The 24,073-nt window shown below is 41.3% G+C and carries 16 protein-coding genes and 1 tRNA gene; 15 read left to right on the top strand and 2 right to left on the bottom strand.

The genetic code is table 11. From position 1 onward, the window contains the following. Positions 1-209 precede the first annotated feature (209 nt). On the bottom strand, positions 210-1,907 hold the full coding sequence (locus tag PseudUWO311_RS05955; protein ID WP_142654295.1) for a ShlB/FhaC/HecB family hemolysin secretion/activation protein: 1,698 nt from the start codon (positions 1,905-1,907) through the stop codon (positions 210-212). A gap of 205 nt (positions 1,908-2,112) precedes the next feature. On the opposite strand from PseudUWO311_RS05955, the gene PseudUWO311_RS05950 reads away from it, so the two are divergent. The 12 genes from PseudUWO311_RS05950 to PseudUWO311_RS05895 all read left to right on the top strand — a co-directional run bounded on the left by PseudUWO311_RS05950 (position 2,113) and on the right by PseudUWO311_RS05895 (position 19,207). After that, positions 2,113-4,674 (top strand): filamentous hemagglutinin N-terminal domain-containing protein, encoded by a 2,562-nt coding sequence (locus PseudUWO311_RS05950; protein WP_190303412.1) that lies wholly within the window; start codon positions 2,113-2,115, stop codon positions 4,672-4,674. 25 nt (positions 4,675-4,699) lie between these two features. Continuing rightward, the gene (locus tag PseudUWO311_RS05945) at positions 4,700-7,156 is read left to right on the top strand and encodes a filamentous hemagglutinin N-terminal domain-containing protein (protein WP_142654293.1); all 2,457 of its coding nucleotides are present in this window, start codon (positions 4,700-4,702) and stop codon (positions 7,154-7,156) included. A gap of 14 nt (positions 7,157-7,170) precedes the next feature. Next, positions 7,171-9,813 (top strand): CHAT domain-containing protein, encoded by a 2,643-nt coding sequence (locus PseudUWO311_RS05940; RefSeq protein WP_142654292.1) that lies wholly within the window; start codon positions 7,171-7,173, stop codon positions 9,811-9,813. Between the two features lie 1,109 nt (positions 9,814-10,922). Next, a complete protein-coding gene (locus PseudUWO311_RS05935) occupies positions 10,923-11,564 on the top strand; it encodes a DUF928 domain-containing protein (RefSeq protein WP_190303411.1) in 642 nt (213 codons plus the stop codon). Then, entirely contained in the window at positions 11,524-13,260 is a 1,737-nt protein-coding gene (locus PseudUWO311_RS05930) for a CHASE2 domain-containing protein (protein ID WP_142654290.1), read from the top strand. The genes PseudUWO311_RS05935 and PseudUWO311_RS05930 overlap by 41 nt, the downstream gene beginning before the upstream one ends. A gap of 102 nt (positions 13,261-13,362) precedes the next feature. Continuing rightward, on the top strand, positions 13,363-15,054 hold the full coding sequence (locus PseudUWO311_RS05925) for an ABC1 kinase family protein (protein ID WP_142654289.1): 1,692 nt from the start codon (positions 13,363-13,365) through the stop codon (positions 15,052-15,054). Positions 15,055-15,376: 322 nt separating this feature from the next. Further along, a complete protein-coding gene (locus tag PseudUWO311_RS05920; protein ID WP_142654442.1) occupies positions 15,377-16,123 on the top strand; it encodes a Stp1/IreP family PP2C-type Ser/Thr phosphatase in 747 nt (248 codons plus the stop codon). Between the two features lie 119 nt (positions 16,124-16,242). After that, entirely contained in the window at positions 16,243-16,761 is a 519-nt protein-coding gene (locus tag PseudUWO311_RS05915) for a DUF4157 domain-containing protein (RefSeq protein ID WP_223807462.1), read from the top strand. Positions 16,762-16,927: 166 nt separating this feature from the next. Further along, positions 16,928-17,554 carry a recombination mediator RecR gene (recR, locus tag PseudUWO311_RS05910; RefSeq protein ID WP_317842991.1) on the top strand — a complete coding sequence of 209 codons (627 nt, stop codon included), beginning with the start codon at positions 16,928-16,930 and terminating at the stop codon, positions 17,552-17,554. Between the two features lie 145 nt (positions 17,555-17,699). Then, on the top strand, positions 17,700-18,218 hold the full coding sequence (locus PseudUWO311_RS05905) for a YdcF family protein (RefSeq protein WP_223807461.1): 519 nt from the start codon (positions 17,700-17,702) through the stop codon (positions 18,216-18,218). Between the two features lie 218 nt (positions 18,219-18,436). Further along, positions 18,437-18,509, top strand: a tRNA-Phe gene (locus tag PseudUWO311_RS05900). Between the two features lie 179 nt (positions 18,510-18,688). Then, positions 18,689-19,207 (top strand): FKBP-type peptidyl-prolyl cis-trans isomerase, encoded by a 519-nt coding sequence (locus tag PseudUWO311_RS05895; protein WP_103670284.1) that lies wholly within the window; start codon positions 18,689-18,691, stop codon positions 19,205-19,207. A gap of 53 nt (positions 19,208-19,260) precedes the next feature. On the opposite strand, the gene PseudUWO311_RS05890 is transcribed toward PseudUWO311_RS05895, so the two are convergent. Then, positions 19,261-20,115 carry a hypothetical protein gene (locus tag PseudUWO311_RS05890; RefSeq protein WP_142654287.1) on the bottom strand — a complete coding sequence of 285 codons (855 nt, stop codon included), beginning with the start codon at positions 20,113-20,115 and terminating at the stop codon, positions 19,261-19,263. Positions 20,116-20,604: 489 nt separating this feature from the next. On the opposite strand from PseudUWO311_RS05890, the gene PseudUWO311_RS05885 reads away from it, so the two are divergent. The 3 genes from PseudUWO311_RS05885 to PseudUWO311_RS05875 all read left to right on the top strand — a co-directional run bounded on the left by PseudUWO311_RS05885 (position 20,605) and on the right by PseudUWO311_RS05875 (position 23,658). Beyond that, positions 20,605-21,699 (top strand): sensor histidine kinase, encoded by a 1,095-nt coding sequence (locus tag PseudUWO311_RS05885; protein ID WP_142654286.1) that lies wholly within the window; start codon positions 20,605-20,607, stop codon positions 21,697-21,699. A 61-nt stretch (positions 21,700-21,760) separates the two neighbouring features. Further along, positions 21,761-22,420 (top strand): response regulator transcription factor, encoded by a 660-nt coding sequence (locus PseudUWO311_RS05880; protein ID WP_142654285.1) that lies wholly within the window; start codon positions 21,761-21,763, stop codon positions 22,418-22,420. 17 nt (positions 22,421-22,437) lie between these two features. After that, positions 22,438-23,658 carry a PQQ-dependent sugar dehydrogenase gene (locus tag PseudUWO311_RS05875; protein ID WP_142654284.1) on the top strand — a complete coding sequence of 407 codons (1,221 nt, stop codon included), beginning with the start codon at positions 22,438-22,440 and terminating at the stop codon, positions 23,656-23,658. Positions 23,659-24,073: the final 415 nt, after the last annotated feature.

Raw genomic sequence — 24,073 nt, 5'->3', positions numbered from 1 at the left:
CTAGCGGAACTAATCTATGATTGCAAATAAAAAGTCGGGAATCTTAACTGCTGTATCTTCAGTATTTCTAAGCTTAGCTATTTACAGTGCTTTGCGCTCAAATTCAAAACAAGAAAAAGGTTGAAAGTTTTGCAAAGCAAAACTTTTAACCTTTTTCTTTACGGTTCGTATGATCGGTAATTGCTGTAAGAAACCTTTCTAAACTGAAATTAAAATAGTTTATATGACAGTGAAAAATAGATGTTATTGTCTTGACGATTATTCCTTATGGAAATCAGGGGTAATCCGTAATCTAATTTAGCTGTAAGCCGATCGCCCATCTGCCAACGCAGCCCTAATCCTGTTCCTAGTATCCAGTTGCTAGTAGAAGCAGAACCATCATTATTCCATACACTTCCTAAATCAATAAAAGGGACAAGTTGCAACAGTCCTTGCAATTCTGGAACACGCGCAATCGGAAATCTTGCTTCTAAGGAAACATTCATTCCACTATCACCAACTAGAACATCTTGTCGATAACCTCGACCAGTTTGGGAACCTCCTAGACTAAATTTTTCTGCGGCTGGCAAAGGGCGATCGGCAAACTGGAGTCCGCCACTCACAATTAGCAAGGTGTCTTCGGCTAAAGCTCGAATGTATTGCAATTGCCCACGCCAAGCGACAAAACTGCTATCTGGTGATTTGAGATTAACCGTAGAATTTAGAAAACCACCTAGCCCCAGACTAATCTGCGATCGCAAGGCAATCACATCCTCGTTACTACGTTGTGTATAGTCTTGAAAAAAACGTAAAGCTGAGAGCTTAGTTTTACCGAAATCGTCTGAACCTGCGGAGAGGGGAATTGGCAACTTGAGCAAGGTTGTAAAGCTGTCGCTATGAGATGCGGTCAAACCGAGCGCAAATTCTTGGGCAGGAGTTTGGATGAGTGGTTGGCGAAAAGTTAATTCGTAATTTGTAGAGTTGGAATAAATATCCAGAATTTTGAATTCGGATTCGACCACATTGCTGTTGGTATTGCTAAAAAGAAAGCTCAAAGTCCCGTTATAGGCATTAACTGGCAATGTATAGCCGAGATTATACTGATTTCGACCATCGGTATTGCCATAGGTGGCGATAATGCGATCGCCTAAGCCCAGTAAATTGCGATCGCTTATTTCAACTTGTCGCGATAACTGCCCAACACTGGGAGACGCATAATTATCAATGCTTGCTCTGACATTAAAGGAATTTGCCTCATCAACCTTAACCGCTAAGATACTTGTTCCTAGTTGTGAGCCAGTTTTGAGTTCTGAAGAAACAAACGTGAATAAAGGATCGAGCTGCAATAATTGCAAAGCATTGAGCAAGCGATCGCGGTTTAGAGGAGCGCCCGTCGCTATCTCTAGGCGAGAGCGAATATAGTTAGGGTTAACGCGATTTGTCCCTGTGATCTGAATTTCTTCGAGCTTACCTTCAACGACTTGAATTGTGATACTGCCATTATTCGTCTCTTGTGGAGGGATAAAAGCACCTGATGTGATATATCCGCTACGAATATATAAATCAGCGATCGCCGCCCTTGCTTGCAATAATTCCGCAAAACTAATGGGACGATTAGTAAAAGATTTGACAGCAGCAGCTAATTCCTCTGCCGAGAAAACAGTACTACCAATTACCCGAAACTCCTGCACAACAAAAGTAGTGGTTGAGTCGGGTATTTCTCGATTTGGTTCAATTTGAGGATTTCTTGGTGTTAATAGTTGTTCAACAGGAGGAAGTAGTCGTGGAGATTCTTCTGGTCTGAAGGGCACAGATGGAACTAGATTTGACGGTATAGTAGATTGAGCTAGAATAGAATCATCTTCTAACAAACAACCAAATATAGCGATCAGACCGCAAAAAAAAATGTGTCTCCACAGTAACTGCATCTAGATATATCTCCTCACATATAAGTTTTGCCAGTGATTACAAAACTAATTTTCCAGCAATACAGCGATCCTTAGGGGATGTTTCTTCAAAACAAACTATAGCCGCTATAAAACATATAGCAATAATATTAAAAGCTAATGGTTTAATTCGTTGCAGTAAATTAAATTTAAATTGATATAGAAGTACCAGAATAATAAATTGCTTGTGTTACGTAATAAAGGTTTTATTAATATGATGATTCTGCGACAAAACTTTCTTGAGAATATAGCGATCTTGCGCTTTGCCTTGGCAAATTTTTCTGTAATATGCATCCCTGAACTTGCATTTGCACAAATTACGCCCGACACTACGTTACCAACTAATTCTATTGTTGGTGGAGGACCAACTTTCACAATTACGGGAGGGACAACAGCAAATACTAATTTGTTTCATAGTTTTAGCCAGTTTTCCTTAATTAATGGTGAGAGAGCAGATTTCGCTAATTCCCCCGCTATCCAAAATATTCTAGTTCGGGTAACTGGCGGTAATATCTCTAGCATTGATGGAGTAATTAGTGCCATTGGCAATGCCAACTTGTTTTTGATTAATCCTAGTGGAATTGTTTTTGGGCAAAATGCGAGGTTGCTAATAGGAGGCTCATTTTTAGCGACTACAGCTAATAGCGTTAGATTTCTAGATGGGAGTGAATTTAGAGCCAATGCAAATACGCAAACAACCTCACCGCTATTGTTAGTGAGTACTCCAGTTGGATTGCAGTTCAACGGTACAACTAATGGTGCAATAGTTGCACAGGGTAATGGGAACGGCTTAGAGTTCATCCCTTTTGAGATTTTTAGTCCTAACAATCCATCTTTAAATGTGGGCGGTGGTGTAATTGGTAGTCGGACTTTAGCGCTGGTCGGTGGTGATGTAACTTTGCAAGGGGCGAACTTGACCGCAGATAGTGGACGTATCGAACTTGGTAGCGTTGCGGGTAATGGATTTGTGGCGATCGCGCAAACAGCTAATAATTTGATCTTAAATTACGATCAGGTTCCTAATCTTGGCAATATTCGACTAGAGCAAGCTGCCTCAGCAGATACTAGTGGGGATAACGGTGGAGGTAGTATTCAGGTGCAAGGCAAACAAGTAAGTCTGAGTGATGGCTCAGTTCTGCGATCTTCATCCTTGTTAAATGGCAATGGAGGAGAGATATTTGTCCGAGCTACTGAATTTCTCTCAGCAAGGGGAGAATCCAACACTCCATTTCCTAGTGGCATATTTACAGATACTTCATCAGTTTCTTCAGGAAAAGGCAGTAACATCACGATCGCCACAAACAGATTAGAATTAACAGAAGGAGCTCAAATTTCTGCTAGTACATATGGTTCTGGAAATGCGGGCGAGATCACAGTTAATGCTAGTGAAATTTTATTAAAGGGTAGGTCTAATTCAGATTTTTATGGAAGTGGAATATTTTCGCAAGTTCTAGATATACCAGTGACAGGTAATAGCGGGAAAATAACTGTTACTACGGACAACCTGCAAATCTTGAATGGGGCGAGTCTCACAACTAGTACTTTTGGAAGTGGTAGTGCTGGTGATCTAACGGTTACCGCGAAAAATATCATCCTGTTCGGTACAAATGACTCCCCAACAAGTATTACCTCCGCAGCTGATTTCGGCTCAACGGGCAATGGAGGATTACTAACAATCAAATCAGACAATCTGTCGATTAACAATGGCGCACAGATTTCTGTTTCTACTAGAAGTAGTGGCAATGCGGGTAACCTAGTGGTAACCGCGAAATCAGTTGATATTGCTGGACAAGTTGAGAACGGGCGCAGTGGTTTATTTGCTAATGCAATTTTTGATACAGGAAATGGAGGCGATATTGTCGTTAATAGCGATCGAGTGACTGTACGTGATGGTGGCATTATTAGTGCAAGTAACTTTCGTAGCAATAGTACAACCTTCCCTGGTAGTGGTTCGGTGGGGAACATTACCATTAATTCGCCATCCATACTGCTGAATGGTGGACGGATAAATATTGATTCGTTGAGTGGCTCTCGCGGCAACATTAACTTAAACTCAACACTGACCGTTTTGCGGAATGCTAGCAGCATCTCCACCAATGCATTAGGTAATGCGACAGGTGGAAACATTAGGATTAACACCGACTTTTTGGTGGCGGTTCCCTTAGAAAATAGCGATATCACTGCTAACTCTTTGAATAGCTTCGGTGGACAAGTGATTATCACGGCTAAAGGCGTAATTGGTTTTCAATTGTTGAATCGCTTAACTCCCTTCAGTGACATTACTGCAACCTCGGCTTTAGGTACACAATTTAATGGACTTGTGGAAATTCGATCGCCCGACAACGATCTCAGCCGAGGTTTAGTCAAACTTCCTGATAACTTAACCGATACCAACAAACAAATTGTGGCGGCTTGCGATCGCTTTCGTGGCAATGAGCTAATCTCTACTGGACGTGGCGGTGCTCCCACAGATGCAACCCAAACAATCTCCAGCCAAGCAGTTTGGAAAGATTTACGCTTGTCGGAAGTACCCTCGACGCAATCAAATCCCACATCTCAAACTGAGACTAATCTAGTCACCACTCAGTCCACTCGTCCAGTCGCCATCCAACCCATTCCCCAAATCGAAGCCCAAGGTTGGGAAAAAGATGGCAATGGGAACCTAAAACTATTAGCTTCTGCAACATCGCCTTCAGCTCCAGTGTGGCGACTCCCAGTCATTTGCCCAGTAAGTAATGTGATAAATTAATTGGTTAGTTACGGCTGAAGATAGCATGAAGATTTTACGGCAGAATAGTCTTAGAAATGCGATCGCAGCTTTTATGTTGGCGAATATGTCTGCCTTATGTATTCCCCAGCATACTTTTGCCCAAATCACCCCAGATGCCACATTACCCAGCCCTTCAGTTGTTGTTGACACCAATCCATTGTTCACAATTACAGGAGGGACTACAGCAAACACCAACTTATTTCATAGCTTTAGTCAGTTCTCTTTACTTACAGGCTCTGAAGCTTTTTTCGATAATCTTCCTGCCATCCAAAATATCCTAGTTCGTGTAACGGGGAATTCAATCTCTAGTATTGATGGCTTAATTAGAGCCAATGACACTGCCAACTTGTTTTTGATTAATCCCAATGGGATTATTTTTGGACAAAATGCTAGTTTGATCATAGGCGGATCGTTCTTGGCGACTACAGCAAATAGTGTGCAATTTCTAGATGGAAGTGAATTTAGAGCCAATGCCAATACACAAACCACTTCACCTCTATTGCTAGTCAGTGCTCCAGTTGGCTTACAGTTTAATGGGCTAACTAATGGCGCGATCGCAGCACAAGGTAGCCCATTAAGCGTACTGACTGGTAAGACTTTGGCGCTGGTTGGAGGGGATATAACGCTGCAAGGAGCATACTTATACGCCGAAAGTGGACGCATCGAACTCGGTAGCATTGCTGGTAATGGATATGTGGCGATCGCGCAAACGGGTAATGGCTTGAGTTTAAATTATGATAATGCGCCTAGTCTTGGCAATATCCGACTAGATCAAGAATCCGTAGCGAATACAAGTGGGCTTAACGGTGGGGGCAATATTCAGGTACAGGGAAGACAAGTAACCCTTGAAGGCGGTTCGGAACTGCAATCTTCTACTTTTGGCAATGGCAATGGCGGTGATGTATTTGTTCGCGCTACAGAACTCTTCGCAATAAACAGAGACTCTAATACGCTAACAAGCAGTATAGGTACGGATTCAAATTCTTCAGGAAAGGGTGGAAATATTATTATTACCACCGACAAGCTACTAATTAATGAAAATGTAGTGCTGTCATCTGCGTCCACTAGTAGTGGCAATGCAGGTAGCATCGACATCACCGCGAAAAACATCGACTTGATTATTAATAAGCAAAATATTAACAATCCATTCTTTCCTATATTTATTGGCGTACTTGCATATGATACGGGTAATGGCGGTAACTTAAAAATTACCACAGATAATCTACGAATGACTGGCGGTTCGGTTTTGGCGGCTAGTACGGTTGGGATTGGCAATGCGGGTACGATTGATATCACCGCAAAAAGCATCTTTCTCGATGGGAGTAATTCGCGCTTTCCGTCAGCCATTTTCAGCGAATCAGTGGGAACTGGTAATGGAGGAAATGTAAGAATTACAGCAGATAGTATTTTACTGAAGAATGGAGGACAGATTTTAGTTGATACTCAAGACAATGGTAATGCGGGAAACTTATCGATCAATTCCAAACTAATCGATATCTCTGGACAGAATGACAATAATCGGAGTGGTTTATTTGCCAATGCCACTTTTGGTGCAGGAAATGGAGGTAATATTCAAGTTAATAGCGATCGCTTGATCGTGCGCGATGGGGGGATTATCAGTGCAAGCAACTTTAATACTTCACTTACAGTCCCAGACCCTAGCAATGTTGGCAGTGGCTCAGTAGGTAACATCACGATTAACTCGCCATCAATTCTACTTGATCAGGGAAGCATAAATGTTGATTCGTTGAGTGGCAGTCGCGGCAATATCAACCTGAATTCAAACCTCATCCTTTTACGCAATGGTAGTACGATTTCCGCTAATGCCTTTGGAACTGCGACAGGTGGCAATATTACGATTAATACAGCCCTTCTGGTAGCAATTCCTACAGAAAACAGCGATATTACCGCTACTTCGATCAATAATTTTGGTGGTCGGGTGATTATCGCAGATCGAGGCGTGGTGATCGGTTTTCAGTTTGTTGATCAACTAACCCCACTCAGCGACATCACCGCATCTTCATCTTTAGGATCACAATTTAATGGGCTTGTCTCAGGTCGCACCTCTGATAAATTAATCGCTGACAATGACCTAGCCGATCGCAATAAACCACAAATCGTGGCGGCTTGCGATCGCTTTCGAGACAATGAATTTATTGTGACTGGGCGCGGTGGCGTTCCATCTGATGCCACACAAGTGATTTCCAGTCAGGCGATTTGGCGAGATTTGCGATTGTCAGAAATACCCTCGACGCAATCAAATTCCACATCTCAAACTGAGACGAATCTAGTCACCACTCAGTCCACTCGTCCAGTCGCCATCCAACCCATTCCCAAAATCGAAGCCCAAGGCTGGGAAAAAGATCGTAACGGGAACTTAAAACTGTTAGCCTATGCAACATCGCCTTCAGCTCCAGTGTGGCGACTCCCAGTCATTTGCTCAGCGAATTCACCCAAATAGATAGGCATAAAAATATGAAATTTGCGCTCGCTACCGCTCGAAAGTTCTGGCAAATAATTAGTAAAAAGAAACTGACATTTTTGTTAATGTTAGCGATCGCTACTTATTGCTCAATCACGATCCTTCAACCTGCGATCGCGACCTATAGCAAAAATGAAATTAAGCTGAATATATCATCGCAATTATCTCAGTCCGCGCAGCCTTCATTACTAGAGCAGGGAAGTCGCCTCTACGAACAAGGTAATCTTACCGAAGCAGTGGCAACATGGCAAAAAGCTTTACTTACTTACCGCAATCGTCAAAGTTCAGAAACTGACAAATTAAGCGCTCAGCTAAATGAAGCACTATGCCTAAATTATCTCTCAATGGCTTATCAAGAACTTGGCGAATGGCAACAAGCACAAACTACCATCGCTCAGAGTTCAGCCTTACTCGATCAACAACTATTGAATAGTAAAGAAGGGAAGTCGATCGCAGCAAGAATCAGCAATACGCAGGGCAGCCTTCAACTTGCCATGGGTAATCCGCAAACTGCTCTAGAAAGTTGGAAAACAGCTGAAGAAAGATACACTCAACTTGGTGATGACATTGGCATATTAGGTAGCCAAACCAACCAAGCTCAAGCATTGCAGGCTTTAGGACTATTTCGTCTAGCTAGCGAACAATTAGAAGCGATCGAATTGCGCCTTCAAAAACAGCCAGACTCGATGCTCAAATCTGTATCTTTACATAGCTTAGGCACAACACTACAGACCCTTGGAGATCTCACAAAGTCTCAGAAGATTCTCGAACAAAGCTTATCGATTGCTCAAAAACTTAACAATCCTGCTGAGAGCAGCGCTACGCTGATCAGCATCGGCAATAACTTTAGATTTATTAAAGATGTAGATGTCGCATTACAAAAATATGAGCAAGCCGCAGCAATCTCGCCAGTAAACATTCTGCGATTGGAAGCACAAGCTTTAAATCTGAGTCTGCTTATCGAAAGCGATCGCCTTCCACAAGTTCAAGCTCTATGGCAACAGATCGAACCAGAACTCACAAAACTGCAACCGAGCCGTCGCAGCATTTATCTGATTGTCAATCTGAGCGAAAGCTTAATGAAAATAAAAGCTCTGAATGCACGACCTATTTCGACATCCGAGATGGCGAATTTATTAACCATGGCTTTAAAACAAGCCCAAACCATCCAAGACCGCAGGGCTGAGTCCTTTGCCATTGGCGCATTAGGTGGACTTTATGAACAAAATCAACAACTTGACGAGGCATATCAGTTAGCCCAACGCGCACTTGCGTTAGCTCAATCAGCAAATGCCGATGATTTACTCTATCGTTGGCAATGGCTATCAGGTCGAATCTTAAACCAACAGGGCAAAACTGACCTTGCGATCCCATTTTATAATCAGGCTATTAAAAATATCCAAAACCTTCGTCGAGAATTAATCGCTACATCACCAGAAGTTCAGTTTGCCTTTCGCGATCGTATTGAACCCATTTATCGAGAACTCGTATCTCTATTGCTAAAAAGTGATCAACCATCTCAAGAAAATCTCATTCAAGCAAGGCTCACACTGGAGTCATTACAAGTCGTAGAACTAGAAAATTTCTTCCGAGCTGCTTGTCTAAATATTCAACCTCAGCAAATAGATGCGATCGACTCCAATTCCGCAGTGATCTATTCAGCAATCTTGAGAGATCGCCTAGCGATTATCCTTTCCTTACCCAAAGAGCCTCTGCAATATTACTCTGCAAACATATCGCAGACAGAATTAGAAGAAAATGCCGATAAATTTCTTCAAGCGCTTCATCCAGCTTTCTCTGAGCGTATTCGCTTGAAAGTCTCACAAAAGCTGTATGACTTGATCCTCCGTCCCATAGAAAAATCTCTCACTGAAAAGCAAATCAAAAACTTGGTATTCGTTTTAGATGGTTCATTGCGCAATCTGCCTATGGCTGCTCTACATGATGGCAAGCAATATGTTGTCGAGAAATATAGTGTCGCTCTGACCCCAGGACTTCAGATATTGGGTGCAAAGGCTCTTGATCGTAGCCAACTTAGAGTTTGGTTGGGTGCTTTATCAGAATCTCGACAAGGTTTTGCAGCGTTAGATGGTGTAAAGTTTGAAGCTTCCCAAATTGCCAAGACAATCCCAACTGATTTAGAGCTAAATAATGATTTTACCAAATTAAACCTACGAAAAGGTCTAACAGAGAAAGCTACACCTATAGTCCATCTAGCAACTCATGGGCAATTTAGCTCCGATCCAGAATCAACATTTATTCTGGCTTGGGACGATCGCATCACCGTACCCGACTTCTATAAGTTTTTACGCGATCGTACCGACAATCGCAGTCAGCCTCTAGAACTACTCGTTCTCAGTGCTTGTAAAACCGCTGAAGGAGATGTTAAAGCTATATTGGGACTTGCTGGCATTGCCTTGCGATCGGGAGCAAGAAGCACGATTGGCAGCCTATGGGCTGTCAATGATGAATCAACAAGTAAACTAATGTCAAACTTTTATGATATTTTAATTAAAGAGCCAACTATTTCTAAAGCAGAAGCATTACAAAAATCTCAAATTTCAATACTTAAGGATTCACAATATAAGCACCCATACTATTGGGCAGCTTTTGTCCTAGTAGGTAGTTGGCTTTAGGTTCTTATACATAACTACTTGGGTTAGGCACTATCACCAAAATACTAATTGCGGCGCTTTGCGCCGCAATTAGTATTTTGGATTTTAAGTCCTAAGTAACACTTTTATACCAATTTATATAAGGTGTGGTGAAACTTCTGTGAATAAAAAATAAACCCTGTACGGGTTTTAAAAACACTAAATGGCTACGCCATTTAGTGTTTTGGCATTATTGCTATAAGAAAAATTTTTTCTCTAAATGAGTAGGAAGAATTCATAAAACTCTCTTACTCACAAATCATTAGGGATTGCTATATAAATGTTATCACTCATGTTAAAGAGATTGTTCAACAAAGGTGAACCTAAGGGAGTCAAAAGAAACGGAATTTTTGAATAGCATATGTTGCAAACCCTAGCCCCAATTTTTTATTTGGCGTTCGACAGCAATATTTGAGTCGTGCTGTACGTGACTTAAATATTGCCAAAAAGGTAAGAATCGCTTTGCGATTCTTACCTTTTTGGCTTTCGGCAGACTTACATCATGTTAGGCATCAAACCTAAGATTAGAATTGCAAAGTGATGAGCAGTTGTTCAATTCTTGGATTTGATGCCCCAGTAAACTTAACAAATTATATAGTTTACTTTTTTAGAATCACTAAGTTCTACAAAGAACCATCTAAAATAAATATCTTTTTAGGGAGAAAATTTTCTTAAACAGATAAAAGGCTTAGAATTTTTATTAATTATATATCTTTTATATAACTTTTGAATATAGTCAAATAATAATCTATCGATTATTATTAATTTAAGTAATTGTATGTAAAGCTAGTTCTGCATTAACCAAAATTGATAAATAAAATCAGTAATAAAGATAAAGATAAAATCAGTATTCTTGTCTTTTACTATTAAATATAGCAATCCCAAATGAACTATAGGAAGATAAAGTCTGTAATAAGAAATGTCATTCTTATTTTCCTTTAGATCAACTTAAAATTTCCATACAAATTAATCAATATTTTCTACTATATGAGGGTACAAAAATGTACTTAAATTTATCTGCGATCTCCAAAATTTGCCTTTCGACTTTAACGCTTATTTTACTCCCTTTATCATTTACGTTTGATAACATAATGGCGCAAACAATTAATTTCAGACCACCTAGTGGTGCAGCGCCAAAGACTACAACTGGAGCAGCTACTCGTGACAGTAGTTGTCTAATCGACTCTTCACGGACTGATCAGAAGTTTTCACAAACATTACCAATACTCCCCAAATCAAACTATGGGTTAACCTTCTCTGAGCGTCCAGCATTTCCTATATTTAAAACTAAAACCTCAGCTAAGCAAGTATTTTTGAGTCTTGAAAGTGAAGATGGAGAAAATGTTTATCAAAATTTCTTGCCATTAACAACAGAGGTTGGATTCATCACTATTAACTTTCCACAAGATGCACCAAATCTAGTTATCAATAAGAAATATAAATGGACAATGGCATTTATCTGCGGAAAAATGCTCAAGCCTGACAGTCCAAGCATTTCAGGCTGGATTCAACAAGTACCCAAATCACAATCTCTATCTGCCAAGCTAAAATCAGCATCACCAGTTGATCGTATAGCAGTATATGGCGAGAATGGCATTTGGTATGACATGATCAATGAACTCAATCAATTGAAAAAGCAAAATCCTAGCAATCAAACCCTTTCTAGTGCTTGGGACAAGTTGATAAAAGATCATGTCGTTCAACAAACTAAATCCGCTACGCAGAATAAATAAAAGCCTGATTGGAGCCATAGATAAAGTACAATCCAGCATATTTACGGCTCCAATTTTAATTGTTACTCTAGTTCTTGCCGTGCAGTTATTGGGTGGCTTTCAATTACTTGAGCTAAGGTTTTTAGACAAGCTCTTCGAGTTGCGACCTGCTGAAAGTCTAGATCCCAAAATTGTTATTGTCACTTTTGATGATAAGGATATCGCTAAGGTTGGGAACTGGCCTTTTTCGGATGAAATAGTTGCACGGCTAATTACTAAAGTCAGGTCTGACAAGCCACGCGTAATTGGTTTAGATGTATATCGCAACCTCCCAGTAGAGCCAGGTTTTGAAGAATTAAAAAAAGTTTTTACCTCTACCCCTAATCTGATCGTTGCTGAAAAGCTTGTGGAGCCAAGTGTTCTACCTCCACCGTATCTAGATTATAAGAAGCAAGTTGGCTTTGTTGATACAGTAGTTGATCAAGAAGGAACTGTAAGACGAGGGTTATTATCTATCCAGAAGCCAAATGGAGAGCTAGTTTATGGGTTTTCAACTAAAATTGCCTTGCAATATTTGGAATCAAGTAATATATTTCCAAAACTCTCAGTAGGAAATGATCTAGCGGTCACTTTAGGTAAGACCACATTTTCTCCATTAGATGCATATCAGGCTGGATATGCATCTGCTGATAACGGTGGATACCAGATTTTGCTTAATTATCGATGTCTGCAAGGGTGTTTTCAAGAAGTATCTTTGAAGAACGTTCTTGATGGGGAATATCCCAAAGATCTATTGAGAGATAGGGTTGTTTTAATTGGCTCTACCGCAGAAAGCCTTCGTGATTTCTTCTATGCACCATATGGCAAGATCCCAGGTGTGCACATTCATGCCAACTTGATCTCACAAATTATTAATGGAGCCATAGATAACCGTCCATTTCTACAAACCTATCCAAAATGGCTTGAAGGAATATACATTCTTGTATGCTCTTCTATAGGTGTAATAGGCATTTCAAGCTTTTTGAGAGGAGGTAATCTTGGAAAAAACCAATTTATAGTAGGTATACTATCTTTCCTTTTAATATCAATGTTGATATTGATATTAATTAGCTATATTTCTTTTTTGGCTAGTTTCTGGTTACCTATCTTTCCTGCGATCTCCTCATTTTTATTAAGTAGTGTTATTGCTATTATTCAACTTGGCGAAAAATTTCGCTATGCATCAAATATTGATGAGCTAACGCAAATTGCTAATCGGCGTTACTTTGATCGCTTTCTCATGAAAAAATTTCAAGCCAAGCAAGATCTTTGCGTTCTAATTTGTGACGTTGACCACTTTAAGCTTTATAACGATAGCTATGGACATCAATCTGGAGATACATGCTTAAAACAGGTAGCCCAAGCTATTAACAAATCAGTACGTAGTGGTGAACTTGCTGGTCGATATGGCGGCGAAGAATTTGCAGTGATTCTTCCCCAAACTAGTTATGAAGCAGCTTTGGCTGTTGCCGAAAGGATCGTTAAGAATGTGCGTAGCCTAAATATTCCTCATAAAAGCTCAAAGACCAGTAATGTTGTGACATTAAGCTGTGGAGTTGCGTGCATGACGGCAGAGGATAGTTCTAGTTTGGATTTGTTGATTAAAGCCGATCGCGCTTTATACCAAGCAAAAGAACAAGGACGAAATCAAGCAGTAGGCTATAACATGCAGCAATAAATTTCTGAAATTGCTCTGTCAATATTCAAAGTTTGAATATCCGCGCTAAGATGTAAAGGTTTATTACAATTTCTTAATTTTTTTTACTGTCGTTAGTGAGCCGTGCCAGCTTTACCTTCTGAACCAAATTATCGCTGGAGTCGTGATAACTACTCTGAACTCGCCCGTAGCATCGACATTTGGCGAACAGTCCTGACATTTTCGTGGATGGTTTGGATCGATGGTAAAAAGTGGAGCTATGTCGGCGGCAAGAATGAAGCCAAAGTCAAAAAGCGTACGCGCAAACGTGCTGTTTGGCTACGTGAGTCCATGCTTCAGCTAGGACCAACCTTTATCAAGGTCGGTCAGTTACTCTCTACCCGCGCTGATATTTTACCTGCGGAGTCAGTAGAGGAGCTATCAAAATTACAAGATAAAGTTCCCGCTTTCACAGCCACAAAAGCACAACAAATCATTGAGTCAGATTTAGGTAAGCCGATCGCTGAAATGTTTGGTTACTTCGATCCTGTGCCCCTTGCGGCGGCGAGTCTCGGACAAGTGCATAAGGCTCAATTGCATACGGGCGAAGAAATCGTTATTAAAGTACAGCGTCCTGGATTATTAAAATTATTTGCGATCGATTTAGGCATTCTCAAGCGCATTGCTCAATACTTTCAAAATCATCCTAAACATGGGCGGGGACGCGATTGGGTGGGCATTTATGAAGAATGCAGCAAAATTCTTTACGAAGAAGCAGATTATTTAAATGAAGGCAAGAACGCGGATACATTTCGCCGAAACTTCAAGAGCGATCGCCGTATTATGGTTCCGCGTGTGTATTGGCGCTATGCTTCACGGCGGGTGCTGACGCTAGAGTATATGCCAGGAATCAAGGTTAGCAATTATGAAGCACTCGAAGCTGCTGGCATTGATCGCACAAGTATTGCCCGAATTGGTGCAGAAGCCTATCTTGAACAACTACTCAACCATGGATTTTTTCACGCCGATCCCCATCCTGGAAACTTAGCGGTGACTGGTAAAGGCGAATTGATTTTCTATGACTTCGGGATGATGGGGCAGATCCAATCGATTACCCGCGAAAAATTATTAAAGACTTTCTTCGGGATCGCCCAAAAAGACGCGGAAGCAGTGATTAATTCTTTAGTCGAGCTAGGTGCTTTAGAAGTTACGGGTGATACTGGCCCAATTAGGCGGTCTGTGCAATATATGCTCGATAACTTCATGGGGCAGCCGATGGAGAAACAGTCGGTAGCGGCGATTAGTGATGATTTGTACGATATTGCTTATGACCAACCATTTCGATTTCCCGCCACATTTACCTTTGTACTTAGAGCAATTTCTACGCTTGAAGGTTTAGGTAAAGGACTCGATCCTAACTTTAACTTTATGGAAGTAGCCAAACCCTACGCAACAAATCTTATGGAAAATGGTAGTTCTAAAGAATCAGGAAATTTGTCTACAGCTTTCTTTGGTGAATTAGGTAGACAAGCTGCACAGGTTAGTAATACAGCGATCGCCTTACCCCGTCGCATCGATGACACCCTCGCGAAGCTTGATCGTGGAGATATTCGGGTCAGAGTCAAATCTCAAGAAACCGATCGCCTATTACGACGTTTAAGTAATGTCGGTATAGGCGGAATTTATGCCCTATTGGGTGCTACTTGTTTATTGTGTGCCACGCTTTTATTTGTGAATGGCTCACAGATCCCCGCTGTAATTGCCGCGATCGTAGCGGGGCTGTTTATCTTAGTTTTATTACGATTGTTATCAAAAATCGATCGTCCCGAAAGATAATTAATCTCTTGTTTTTCTATATCTACGACATCTTCTTAGAGCATCAAAGCCCAAAAGATGAGAGGCGGTGCGAAGCACCGCCTCTCATCTTTTGGGCTTTGATATGTCTTAATACAAATGACTATGAAAACAATTTCAAGACTTTTAGCGCCTGCGGCGCTAAAAGTCTTGAAATTGTTTTCATAATGAGCATCTGCGAAAGCATAGAAAAACTAAAATATGGATTGCATGGATATTTCTGTAGTTTTTGCCTGTGAGCGGTAAACTAAAGATTGCTGTAGCAAAACTGGTCAATTCAATACGTCGAGCCGAACCACCTAACATGAAGCGTCTATTTGCGGGAGCAACCGATACAGGCTGCGTCAGATCAGCCAACCAAGATTCTTACCATATCGACCCTGAGGGACGATTTTTTGTAGTTGCTGATGGAATGGGAGGACACGCAGGAGGTGAGGTAGCAAGTAAGATTGCTGTCGATTCCATTCGCGCATGTTTAGAAGCGATGTGGGATGTCGAAACAGACACCCAAAAACTAATGCAAGATGCTATTAGTAAAGCAAATCAAGCAATTATTAACGATCAAGCTGCTAATCCTGTGCGATCGGATATGGGCACAACTATTGTTGTACTACTATTCCGCAATGATCAGCCTTGGTACTCTCATATTGGCGATTCACGGTTATATCGATTACGAGGTGCCAAGCTTGATCAAATCAGTGAAGACCATACATGGATTGCGAGAGCAATTCAAACAGGTGTCGTCAATCCTGAAGAAGCTAAGAGCCATCCTTGGCGGCATATGTTGTTGCAATGTCTGGGACGTGAAGATGTTAAAGCAACTATAGCTCGTGAAATAGAATGGCAACCTGGCGATCGCTTTTTGATCTGTAGCGATGGTTTGACTGAAGAACTCAGTGATGATCGAATTGCGCACCATCTCAAGGGCATTCGCAACTGTCAGCAAGCAGCTCAAACTCTGATCGAGTCAGCTAAGTTACGCGGCGGTCGCGATAACATTACGATCGTGATTATCTCTAACGAATTAAATCAAAACTCGCAAGAAGACTAAATAAGAACGCGCTTGCGCGTTCTTATTTAGTCTTAAAAGCTCTATAAAGAACTATGAATAGCTTTCGGAGAATAGTTTTTTTACTTTTGCTGACTCTTGCGTTAGTCGCAACCATAGGCATGTCAGACGTAAGTTTTTTTGCGGACTCTGAGACAAAAACGAGCCTAGCCGATGAGGCTTGGGGACAGGCAGGTTCGATCGCATATCAAGCAGCTTCTAGAACAATGCGTTCTAAGAATGGCGAAGGCGTACCTTTAAACAATGTTCAGAAGCGTTATCTTAGGCGATATTTTATTGACTACATTGATCGCGTGCAGATCATTTACAACTCCCAAATGATGGATCGTTGGATATTGGGTAATGTTGCCGTTCATTTTGGTCAAGTCGAAACGATCGCCCAAACTTACTGCGATCGCATTTATCTTCGAGATGATTACAAGCCCGAAGACCCCCGACAACTATCAATTTTGGCTCACGAAATGGTGCATGTGCGCCAATGCTTTCAAAATGGGGGGCTAGATCAATTTGGCTATCAATATTTTGTGGAATATAAACGGGCAAAGCAAAAGTACGAAAATAATCTCATGGAAAGAGAAGCTTACGATTTACAAAATCGTTTTGCTAAAGCTAATTTATAAAAGTAAAGGGCAGCGCGAAGCGCTGCCCTTTACTTTTATGTAAATGAGCATAATTAATTACAAACTCAAACCCGTAAGGTTTCGCCCCGCAGGGGCGAAACCTTACGGGTTTGGATAATTATTCGGCACAGGTACTTATAGTTTTAGGCATGAAGTAACGTTAAAATTGTTAACGTTACTTCATGCCTTCGCTGTTTTGTATACTCGACCCTTAGCTAATCTCATCGAACAATTGCAGCGCCTGCCAGGTGTTGGGGCGAAAACTGCTCAACGCTTATCGCTTCATATTCTCAAACGCCCCACAGAAGAGGTTGAAGCTCTTGCTCAAGCATTAATTCAGGCAAAGCAACAGGTCGGTAGTTGCACCATATGCGGTCATCTTTCGGCAGAACCAATTTGCGAAATTTGTGCGACTCCTAGCCGTGATAATGCATTAATTTGTGTAGTCGCTGATTCCCGCGATCTAATTGCTCTTGAAAGAACTCGCGAATATCGTGGAAAATATCATGTGCTGGGGGGGCTTATTTCGCCTATGGACGGGATTAGCCCTGATCAACTGAATATCCAAAGTTTAGTGCGGCGCGTCAGCGGCAACAAAGTCTCTGAGGTGATTATGGCGATCGCGCCCAGCGTCGAAGGTGAAACTACGACTTTATATGTGGGCGGATTATTAAGACCCTTTACAAAAGTTACGCGAATTGCCTTTGGCATTCCGATGGGTGGTGATTTAGAATATGCAGATGAGGTAACTCTTGCTAAAGCGATCGAGGGCCGACGCGAATTAGATTTTTAGATTATTAAGATACTTACCAAAAGGGTGAATATCTTAATAATCTACGGAAATATCTTGTTGCATATTGTTCCATCAAGCAGATAATATTTTGCTGATTCGCAACACATTAATAACGATGATTCACCAATTCCCTAGCAAAAGTTCTATGACAGCTTTAACTGGGTTAATTGGCTCTGGATGCATGATTTTTGGAGTGCCATGCTTACCACCAATTAGCTCCAGTCCTGCACCCAGAGAACCGCAGGCAATCTTAGTGTTGGGTGGCTCTCCCACCCGTGAAAAATTTGCTGCTCAGTTTGCTTTACAGCATCCGCAGCTCCCGATTTTTGTGTCGTCTGGTAGCCCTGAGGAATACGCTGAATATGTATTTGATCAGGCAGGGGTAAAGCGCAATCGCATTCACTTAGATTATCGTGCAGTCGATACGGTCACTAATTTTACGGTCATGGTGACCGAGCTTCAGCAGCGCAAAATTACGGACGTATATGTACTGACTTCGGAGTTTCACATGCCCCGCGCTCTTGTAATTGGCAAGATTATTTTAGGCAGTCGCGGCATTGAGATGCACCCTGTCTCAATTCCTTCTAGTATTAAATCCGAGAATCCTGCTAAATCTCTGCGCGATGGTTTTCGATCAGTTGTTTGGCTAGTAACTGGATCGTAGTGATGCTAATAAAAAAGAGATGCGGCTCGATGCGCTGCATCTCTGATGATATAAAACCCTGAAAGCTGTACCGCCTGCGCAGCAGGCGGTACAGCTTTCAGGGTTTTATATTTAATTGTGCTTAGCTACTTATTACAAACTTCTAAAAAAATTTTAAATTCTATTGCTCGAAAATCCCCTTCGGTGTTATCTTAGTAAAGCGCTAAAAAACGCACAGCGCCGGGATAGCTCAGTTGGTAGAGCAGTGGACTGAAAATCCACGTGTCACGAGTTCAAATCTCGTTCCTGGCATCACTAAAAAAAGAAGTCACAAAGTGACTTCTTTTTTTGTTGGTTATTTGTGAGTAATTGTGTTGCGGGTGCGAAGCACCCGCAACACAATTACATTGAATGCCTTCTTTTTTTTATTGCAAAATCGCTGTAAGATTCCAAAAGCTAAGTCATCACGTAATTGATTGGAGAATATAACCTTGAAAGGAATTTTGATTAGCTTTGGCATTATGGCAGTTGCTGTCCTAGTCATTGTAGTTGCTCAAATTACAGGCGGACAGCCAGCAGTTGCTAGCACTGGTGCACCATCTACAGGTGTACCAAATCAAACAGAAGTAAAAATAGCAGCAGCACCTTTAATTAGTATGAGTGATTCTGAAATCAAAGAAACTGGCACTGGTCTCAAATATAAAGTGATCACTGCGGGTACAGGTGCAACTCCTAAGAAGGGCGATACCGTAATCGTGCATTACACTGGTACGCTCGAAGATGGTACTAAGTTCGATAGTTCTCGCGATCGCAATAGTCCTTTTTCGTTCAAGCTTGGCGTTGGTCAAGTGATCAAGGGCTGGGATGAAGGTTTATCGATTATGCGTGTTGGCGATCGCTACACCTTGATTATTCCCCCCGATCTCGGTTATGGCGCTCGTGGTGCAGGTGGAGTGATTCCTCCTAATGCGACATTGATGTTTGATGTCGAGCTACTACGTATTTCTTAGAAATAAGGTAAAAAAAGCACCGCCAAAAGGCGGTGCTTTTTTTTGCTAAAGCTTTAGAGTTTTGACTGGTATTGCCAGATTCCATCAAACGTTGTCAAAGCAATAATTTGATCAGGATTTAGCTTTTGATCTTGCTCAAGAGAAATCTGACCAACTACTTTAACTATTCTGCCATCATAGGCTTTGACTTCTTCAGGCGATCGCAACGACTGCTTAAGGTACGTTGGGTAAATCGGAATTTCTATTCCATCTTCTAGCACAATATTTGCAGTTGTATAGGTTCCTTTAAAATCTATGCTGGACGTGATTGTAGGTGCTGGACTACTGTGCGACACATAGCGTCCGATCACTTGAACACGGCGATTGTTAAACCGAGTCAAATCCGATTTTGTTTTAACAATATCCAACTCTTCTTTCAGTACTTGAAAAGAAGTATTAAAGCGATGACCAGTCGTCGCTACGGCGGGTACGAACTTGAATGCTTCTTGAGGAATTCCTGTAAATCCTCCTGTTTCATAGCCCACATATTTAAATGATCGCCCTAAAACAGGCTTGGCAACTTGCGCTGTCATAAACAGATTAAATTCGATGGTTACGGGCTGAGCAAGAGGGCGATCGTTCACGGCTTCGATGCTTAACACATCTCTTGAGCTAGCTTTTGCACCCAATTCTCCTTGGCGAACGACCCCTGCGATCGTGATGATTTTACCGAGGGGCTGCCCCAACTGTCCGAGTAAAGGCTTCTTTTCAAGATCAGTGACAGTAAGATGATTTGATACTTTAGTCATTAAATTTGTAGGAGCTATATTACCTTCTTGGCAAGGCTGTGGTGCAGCGAGCGTTAGAATTTCTTGTCCTTCAAACCAGAATATAGTCAAGCTGAGGAGAATCAGGTGTAATTTTTTCATCGCTATTCTATTTCAATACTTCGGACAGTTTAGAAAACAGAAAAAAAGCCATTCATCGTTTAAGGTGCAGTTATTGAAGGGCTCCAGCAAATGAATAGCATAAATCTCATATTACACAACCTGCTAAGCAAATCACAACAAAAATTTCTTGTCACGCTGTTTTCTCCCAAAGGACAAAATGGCATAGCCATTTTGTCCTTTTAAAACACTTACAAGGTTTGGGTTTTAATCCACAAAAGTGTGACAACACTTCTATGGATTAGTATTCGACAATAGGTTGTGTGCGGGAAAGTAAACTTAACGAACCGAGTCGGTATAGTCAAATTCATGCGCGACTTATCGAAAAAGATAATAGCGATCGCTAAATCATCATCGAAGAAGATAACTTTGAGGAAGGATTAGTTAATACACTCATCGAAGCTTGAATCAAAAAAGAAGATATAAAAGTGCGATCTCGATCACCTTTCAAACTTATCGGAATCTTTTATCATGGCTAAACAAACATTAGAACCATCTTCGCGATCGCAGTTACTTTGGATAATTGTGGGCTTATTTGGGTTAGTGATTATTTTGGAATTTTCTACACCTCCTGAATATGTCATGGGTTATCTCTACATCAGCCCAATCCTCATCGCCAATTCGCAATTGGGTCGCCGTAGCACTTTTCAACTTACCTTAGTAGCCGTAATTCTCACCCTATTAAATATATGGATTCCCAAACAAGGAGAAGTGCAAATCTCGATGATTGTGAATCGGCTGGTCACGATTTTTGCCTTAATCGTAACTAGTTTCTTAAGCTATCGCGATCGGCAAACACAACAAATTTTGGTACAGCAACAGGCACAACTTCAATCCCAAGAAAAAATCATGAATGTCCGCGAAGACTTTGCTTCCACTTTGACCCATGATTTGCGAACTCCGTTACTTGGTGCGATCGAAACACTTCAAGCTTTTGACCGTGAACAGTTTGGGACTATTCATGCTAAACAAAAAACTGTAGTTGCAACGATGATCCGTAGTCATCAGAATAGTTTGCGATTAGTGGAAACTCTGCTTGATGTCTATCGCAATGAAACAGAAGGTTTGCAATTGCAATTAGAGCCAATTAATCTAGCCATCTTAGCGGAAGATGTAGCAACCTCGCTTTTGAGACTATCTACAAGTCGCAGCGTTTATCTGAATCTGCATTATGGAGAGTCGGACTTTCGCAAATTCCTGTGGGTGAATGGCGATGCTTTCCAATTGCGGCGAGTTTTTACAAATTTACTAACCAATGCGATTAATCATTCTCCACGAGGAGCAAAAGTAGAAGTTGTGCTAGAAATCCAATCTTCATATCAGGTTGTGCAAGTACTCGATGTTGGTTCAGGTATTAAGATTGATGAAAAGCCATACTTATTTGATCGGTTTTATCAAGGACAAAGCGATCGCTTAGCTACTGGTTCTGGGCTAGGTTTATATCTAACTCGCCAAATTATCGAAGCTCATGGCGGTACAATTTGGGCAGAAAATCGTATTCCCCATGGCGCAATATTCGGCTTTCGTTTACCCACTTTGCCCTATTCATCGCATGACATAACCTAAACGGCAGGATAGGTGGCACAGAACGCCACCTATCCTGCCATACCGAAGTTTATTGGAAAAAATGACCTTAGATCACCTTAAAATCCTATTAGTTGAAGACGACGAACTATTTCGTCTCGGTTTACAAGTGCGTTTGCAACAGGAAACCAAAATCGCAGTTTTAGCAGAGGCTAACGATGGAGAAACGGCGATCGATCTTGCCAAACAGCAACCCTTTGATCTTGTCCTGCTTGATATCGGTTTGCCAGGGCTTGGGGGGCTAGAAACCTGTCGCCAACTCAAGCTCAATCATCCGAACTTACCGATTTTAGTACTCACTTCACGCAATGAGCGATCGCTCATCTCGCGTTTAGTTACCACAGGCGCACAGGGCTATTGCCTCAAAGGGGTTGCCGCCGAAACCTTAATTCTTGCTATGCGATCGGTGATCGCAGGAGCATCTTGGTGGGATGCCACTGCTACTGCTGAAATCCATAATATTTTTCAAAATCAATCTTCTGAAATAACGTCTGAGAATTTATCTGGGTCAAAAGTTGATACTTTGACGCGACGCGAAAAAGAAATTCTCCTTTTGATGTCTGAGCAGAAAACTAATCAAGAGATTGCCGATCTGCTTTACATCTCATCAGGGACAGTGCGGGTACATATTCATACAATTTTGCATAAATTAGAAGTAAGCGATCGCAAACAAGCGATCGCCATTCACAATAATCATTTATAAATTATCAACCAAAAGCGATGAAGAATTTACACCGTCTGCTCACCCTTTTAATTGGCGCGATTGCGCTGATCGTAGGAAGTTGTACTGTCCCAGAAACAAACAATCTATCAATTGTTGCGCAACCTACAACATCGGCGATTCCGAAGCGGATGCGTACCGCCTCGACTAACAAAGAACTTACTCCAAACAGTTTCAAGCAAGTTACGGTAGCCAAAGATTTAGAAAGACCTTGGGGAATGGCATGGTTGCCCGATGGCGCGATTCTAATTACCGAGCGAGTTGGTCGAGTCAAAATCCTCCGCAATGGATCATTAGAGCAAATTGCGATCGCTGAAATTCCCAATTTATTTGTATCTGGACAAGCAGGTTTGATGGATATCTCGCTCCATCCACGCTTTGCTCAAAATAATTTGGTTTATCTCACCTACTCCAATGGCAATTCCCAATCTAATCACACCAGTATTTTGAGAGCAAAATTTGATGGTAAAGCTCTGTTGGAACCACAAGTAATTTTTGAGGTGAAACCTTCAAAAACAGGGAGTCAACACTTCGGTTCGCGTATTGTTTGGCTGCCCGATGACACAATGCTGATTGCGATCGGCGATGGCGGCAATCCTCCATTACAACTGGATGGTGAGTTGATTCGCAATCAAGCCCAAAAGCTGAATAGTCAGCTTGGTAAAGTCCTACGACTTAAAGATGACGGCTCTATTCCTTCTGATAATCCCTTTGTGAAAACAGCTAGTGCTAATCCTGCAATTTGGAGTTATGGACATCGCAATATTCAAGGATTATTTGCCGATCCCATCTCCAAGCAAGTATGGTCAACCGAGCATGGTTCAAGAGGTGGTGATGAACTAAACCTCATCGAAGCAGGGAAAAACTATGGCTGGCCAGTTGTCACCTTTAGCCAAGAATATACAGAAGGTAAAATTTCCAAGGAAGTATCTCGTCCCAATATGGTCGATCCTAAATTGGTATGGACTCCTGCGATCGCACCATCGGGTCTGATGCTATATCGTGGCAATATCTTTCCAAATTGGCAAGGCAATTTGTTTGCTGGTGGATTAGTCTCTAAATCAGTCATTCGCATCCAAATCGAAGGTGATAAAACAACAGTTCAAGAAACTATTCCTGTCGGTCAGAGAGTAAGAGATGTGCGTCAAGACAAAGATGGATTTATCTATATTCTGACCGATGAACAATCAGGTCAACTTATTCGCCTTGAACCAATGTAATTATTAGCTAATGGAATAAAACAGAAATCATACAAAGATGAGATTTTACAGCACTTTCACCTACAATGCACATCTCATTTTGGAATGGATTAGAATTTGCAAAACAAGAAAATCATGTAGAGATAGATTTTCTTGTTTTAAACGCATACCTTGAAAGGCTCTCTCCATAACTTTTTTTGTTTTTTGAGCCATTTCATATATGAGACGACACAACATACTATCAGTCATGCAGATCAGTCCATGAAAGTACATAGACATGGATAGGAGTAAAGAATAAAACATGAATTACTTAGGAATGAAAAATAAATAACTTATGCATTTCAGTTATTTTGAGGAATAGCTCTATAATTCCATTTAGGAAGATATTCATCAAAAATGATAGGTAGATTTTCCTTGAAACCATCAGCGACTTCTC

It is taken from the genome of Pseudanabaena sp. UWO311 (assembly GCF_006937785.1).
Classification (GTDB): Bacteria; Cyanobacteriota; Cyanobacteriia; order Pseudanabaenales; family Pseudanabaenaceae; genus Pseudanabaena.
This window is presented reverse-complemented; position numbering and strand designations above follow the sequence as displayed.

What these genes read in the sequence shown, in the direction of transcription:
- PseudUWO311_RS05955 (WP_142654295.1), bottom strand. Translation starts at nt 1,907, where the DNA reads ATGCAGTTACTGTGGAGACACATTTTTTTTTGCGGTCTGATCGCTATA.
- PseudUWO311_RS05945 (WP_142654293.1), top strand. Translation starts at nt 4,700, where the DNA reads ATGAAGATTTTACGGCAGAATAGTCTTAGAAATGCGATCGCAGCTTTT.
- PseudUWO311_RS05940 (WP_142654292.1), top strand. Translation starts at nt 7,171, where the DNA reads ATGAAATTTGCGCTCGCTACCGCTCGAAAGTTCTGGCAAATAATTAGT.
- PseudUWO311_RS05935 (WP_190303411.1), top strand. Translation starts at nt 10,923, where the DNA reads ATGGCGCAAACAATTAATTTCAGACCACCTAGTGGTGCAGCGCCAAAG.
- PseudUWO311_RS05930 (WP_142654290.1), top strand. Translation starts at nt 11,524, where the DNA reads ATGTCGTTCAACAAACTAAATCCGCTACGCAGAATAAATAAAAGCCTG.
- PseudUWO311_RS05920 (WP_142654442.1), top strand. Translation starts at nt 15,377, where the DNA reads ATGAAGCGTCTATTTGCGGGAGCAACCGATACAGGCTGCGTCAGATCA.
- PseudUWO311_RS05915 (WP_223807462.1), top strand. Translation starts at nt 16,243, where the DNA reads ATGTCAGACGTAAGTTTTTTTGCGGACTCTGAGACAAAAACGAGCCTA.
- PseudUWO311_RS05905 (WP_223807461.1), top strand. Translation starts at nt 17,700, where the DNA reads ATGACAGCTTTAACTGGGTTAATTGGCTCTGGATGCATGATTTTTGGA.
- PseudUWO311_RS05890 (WP_142654287.1), bottom strand. Translation starts at nt 20,115, where the DNA reads ATGAAAAAATTACACCTGATTCTCCTCAGCTTGACTATATTCTGGTTT.
- PseudUWO311_RS05885 (WP_142654286.1), top strand. Translation starts at nt 20,605, where the DNA reads ATGGCTAAACAAACATTAGAACCATCTTCGCGATCGCAGTTACTTTGG.
- PseudUWO311_RS05880 (WP_142654285.1), top strand. Translation starts at nt 21,761, where the DNA reads ATGACCTTAGATCACCTTAAAATCCTATTAGTTGAAGACGACGAACTA.
- PseudUWO311_RS05875 (WP_142654284.1), top strand. Translation starts at nt 22,438, where the DNA reads ATGAAGAATTTACACCGTCTGCTCACCCTTTTAATTGGCGCGATTGCG.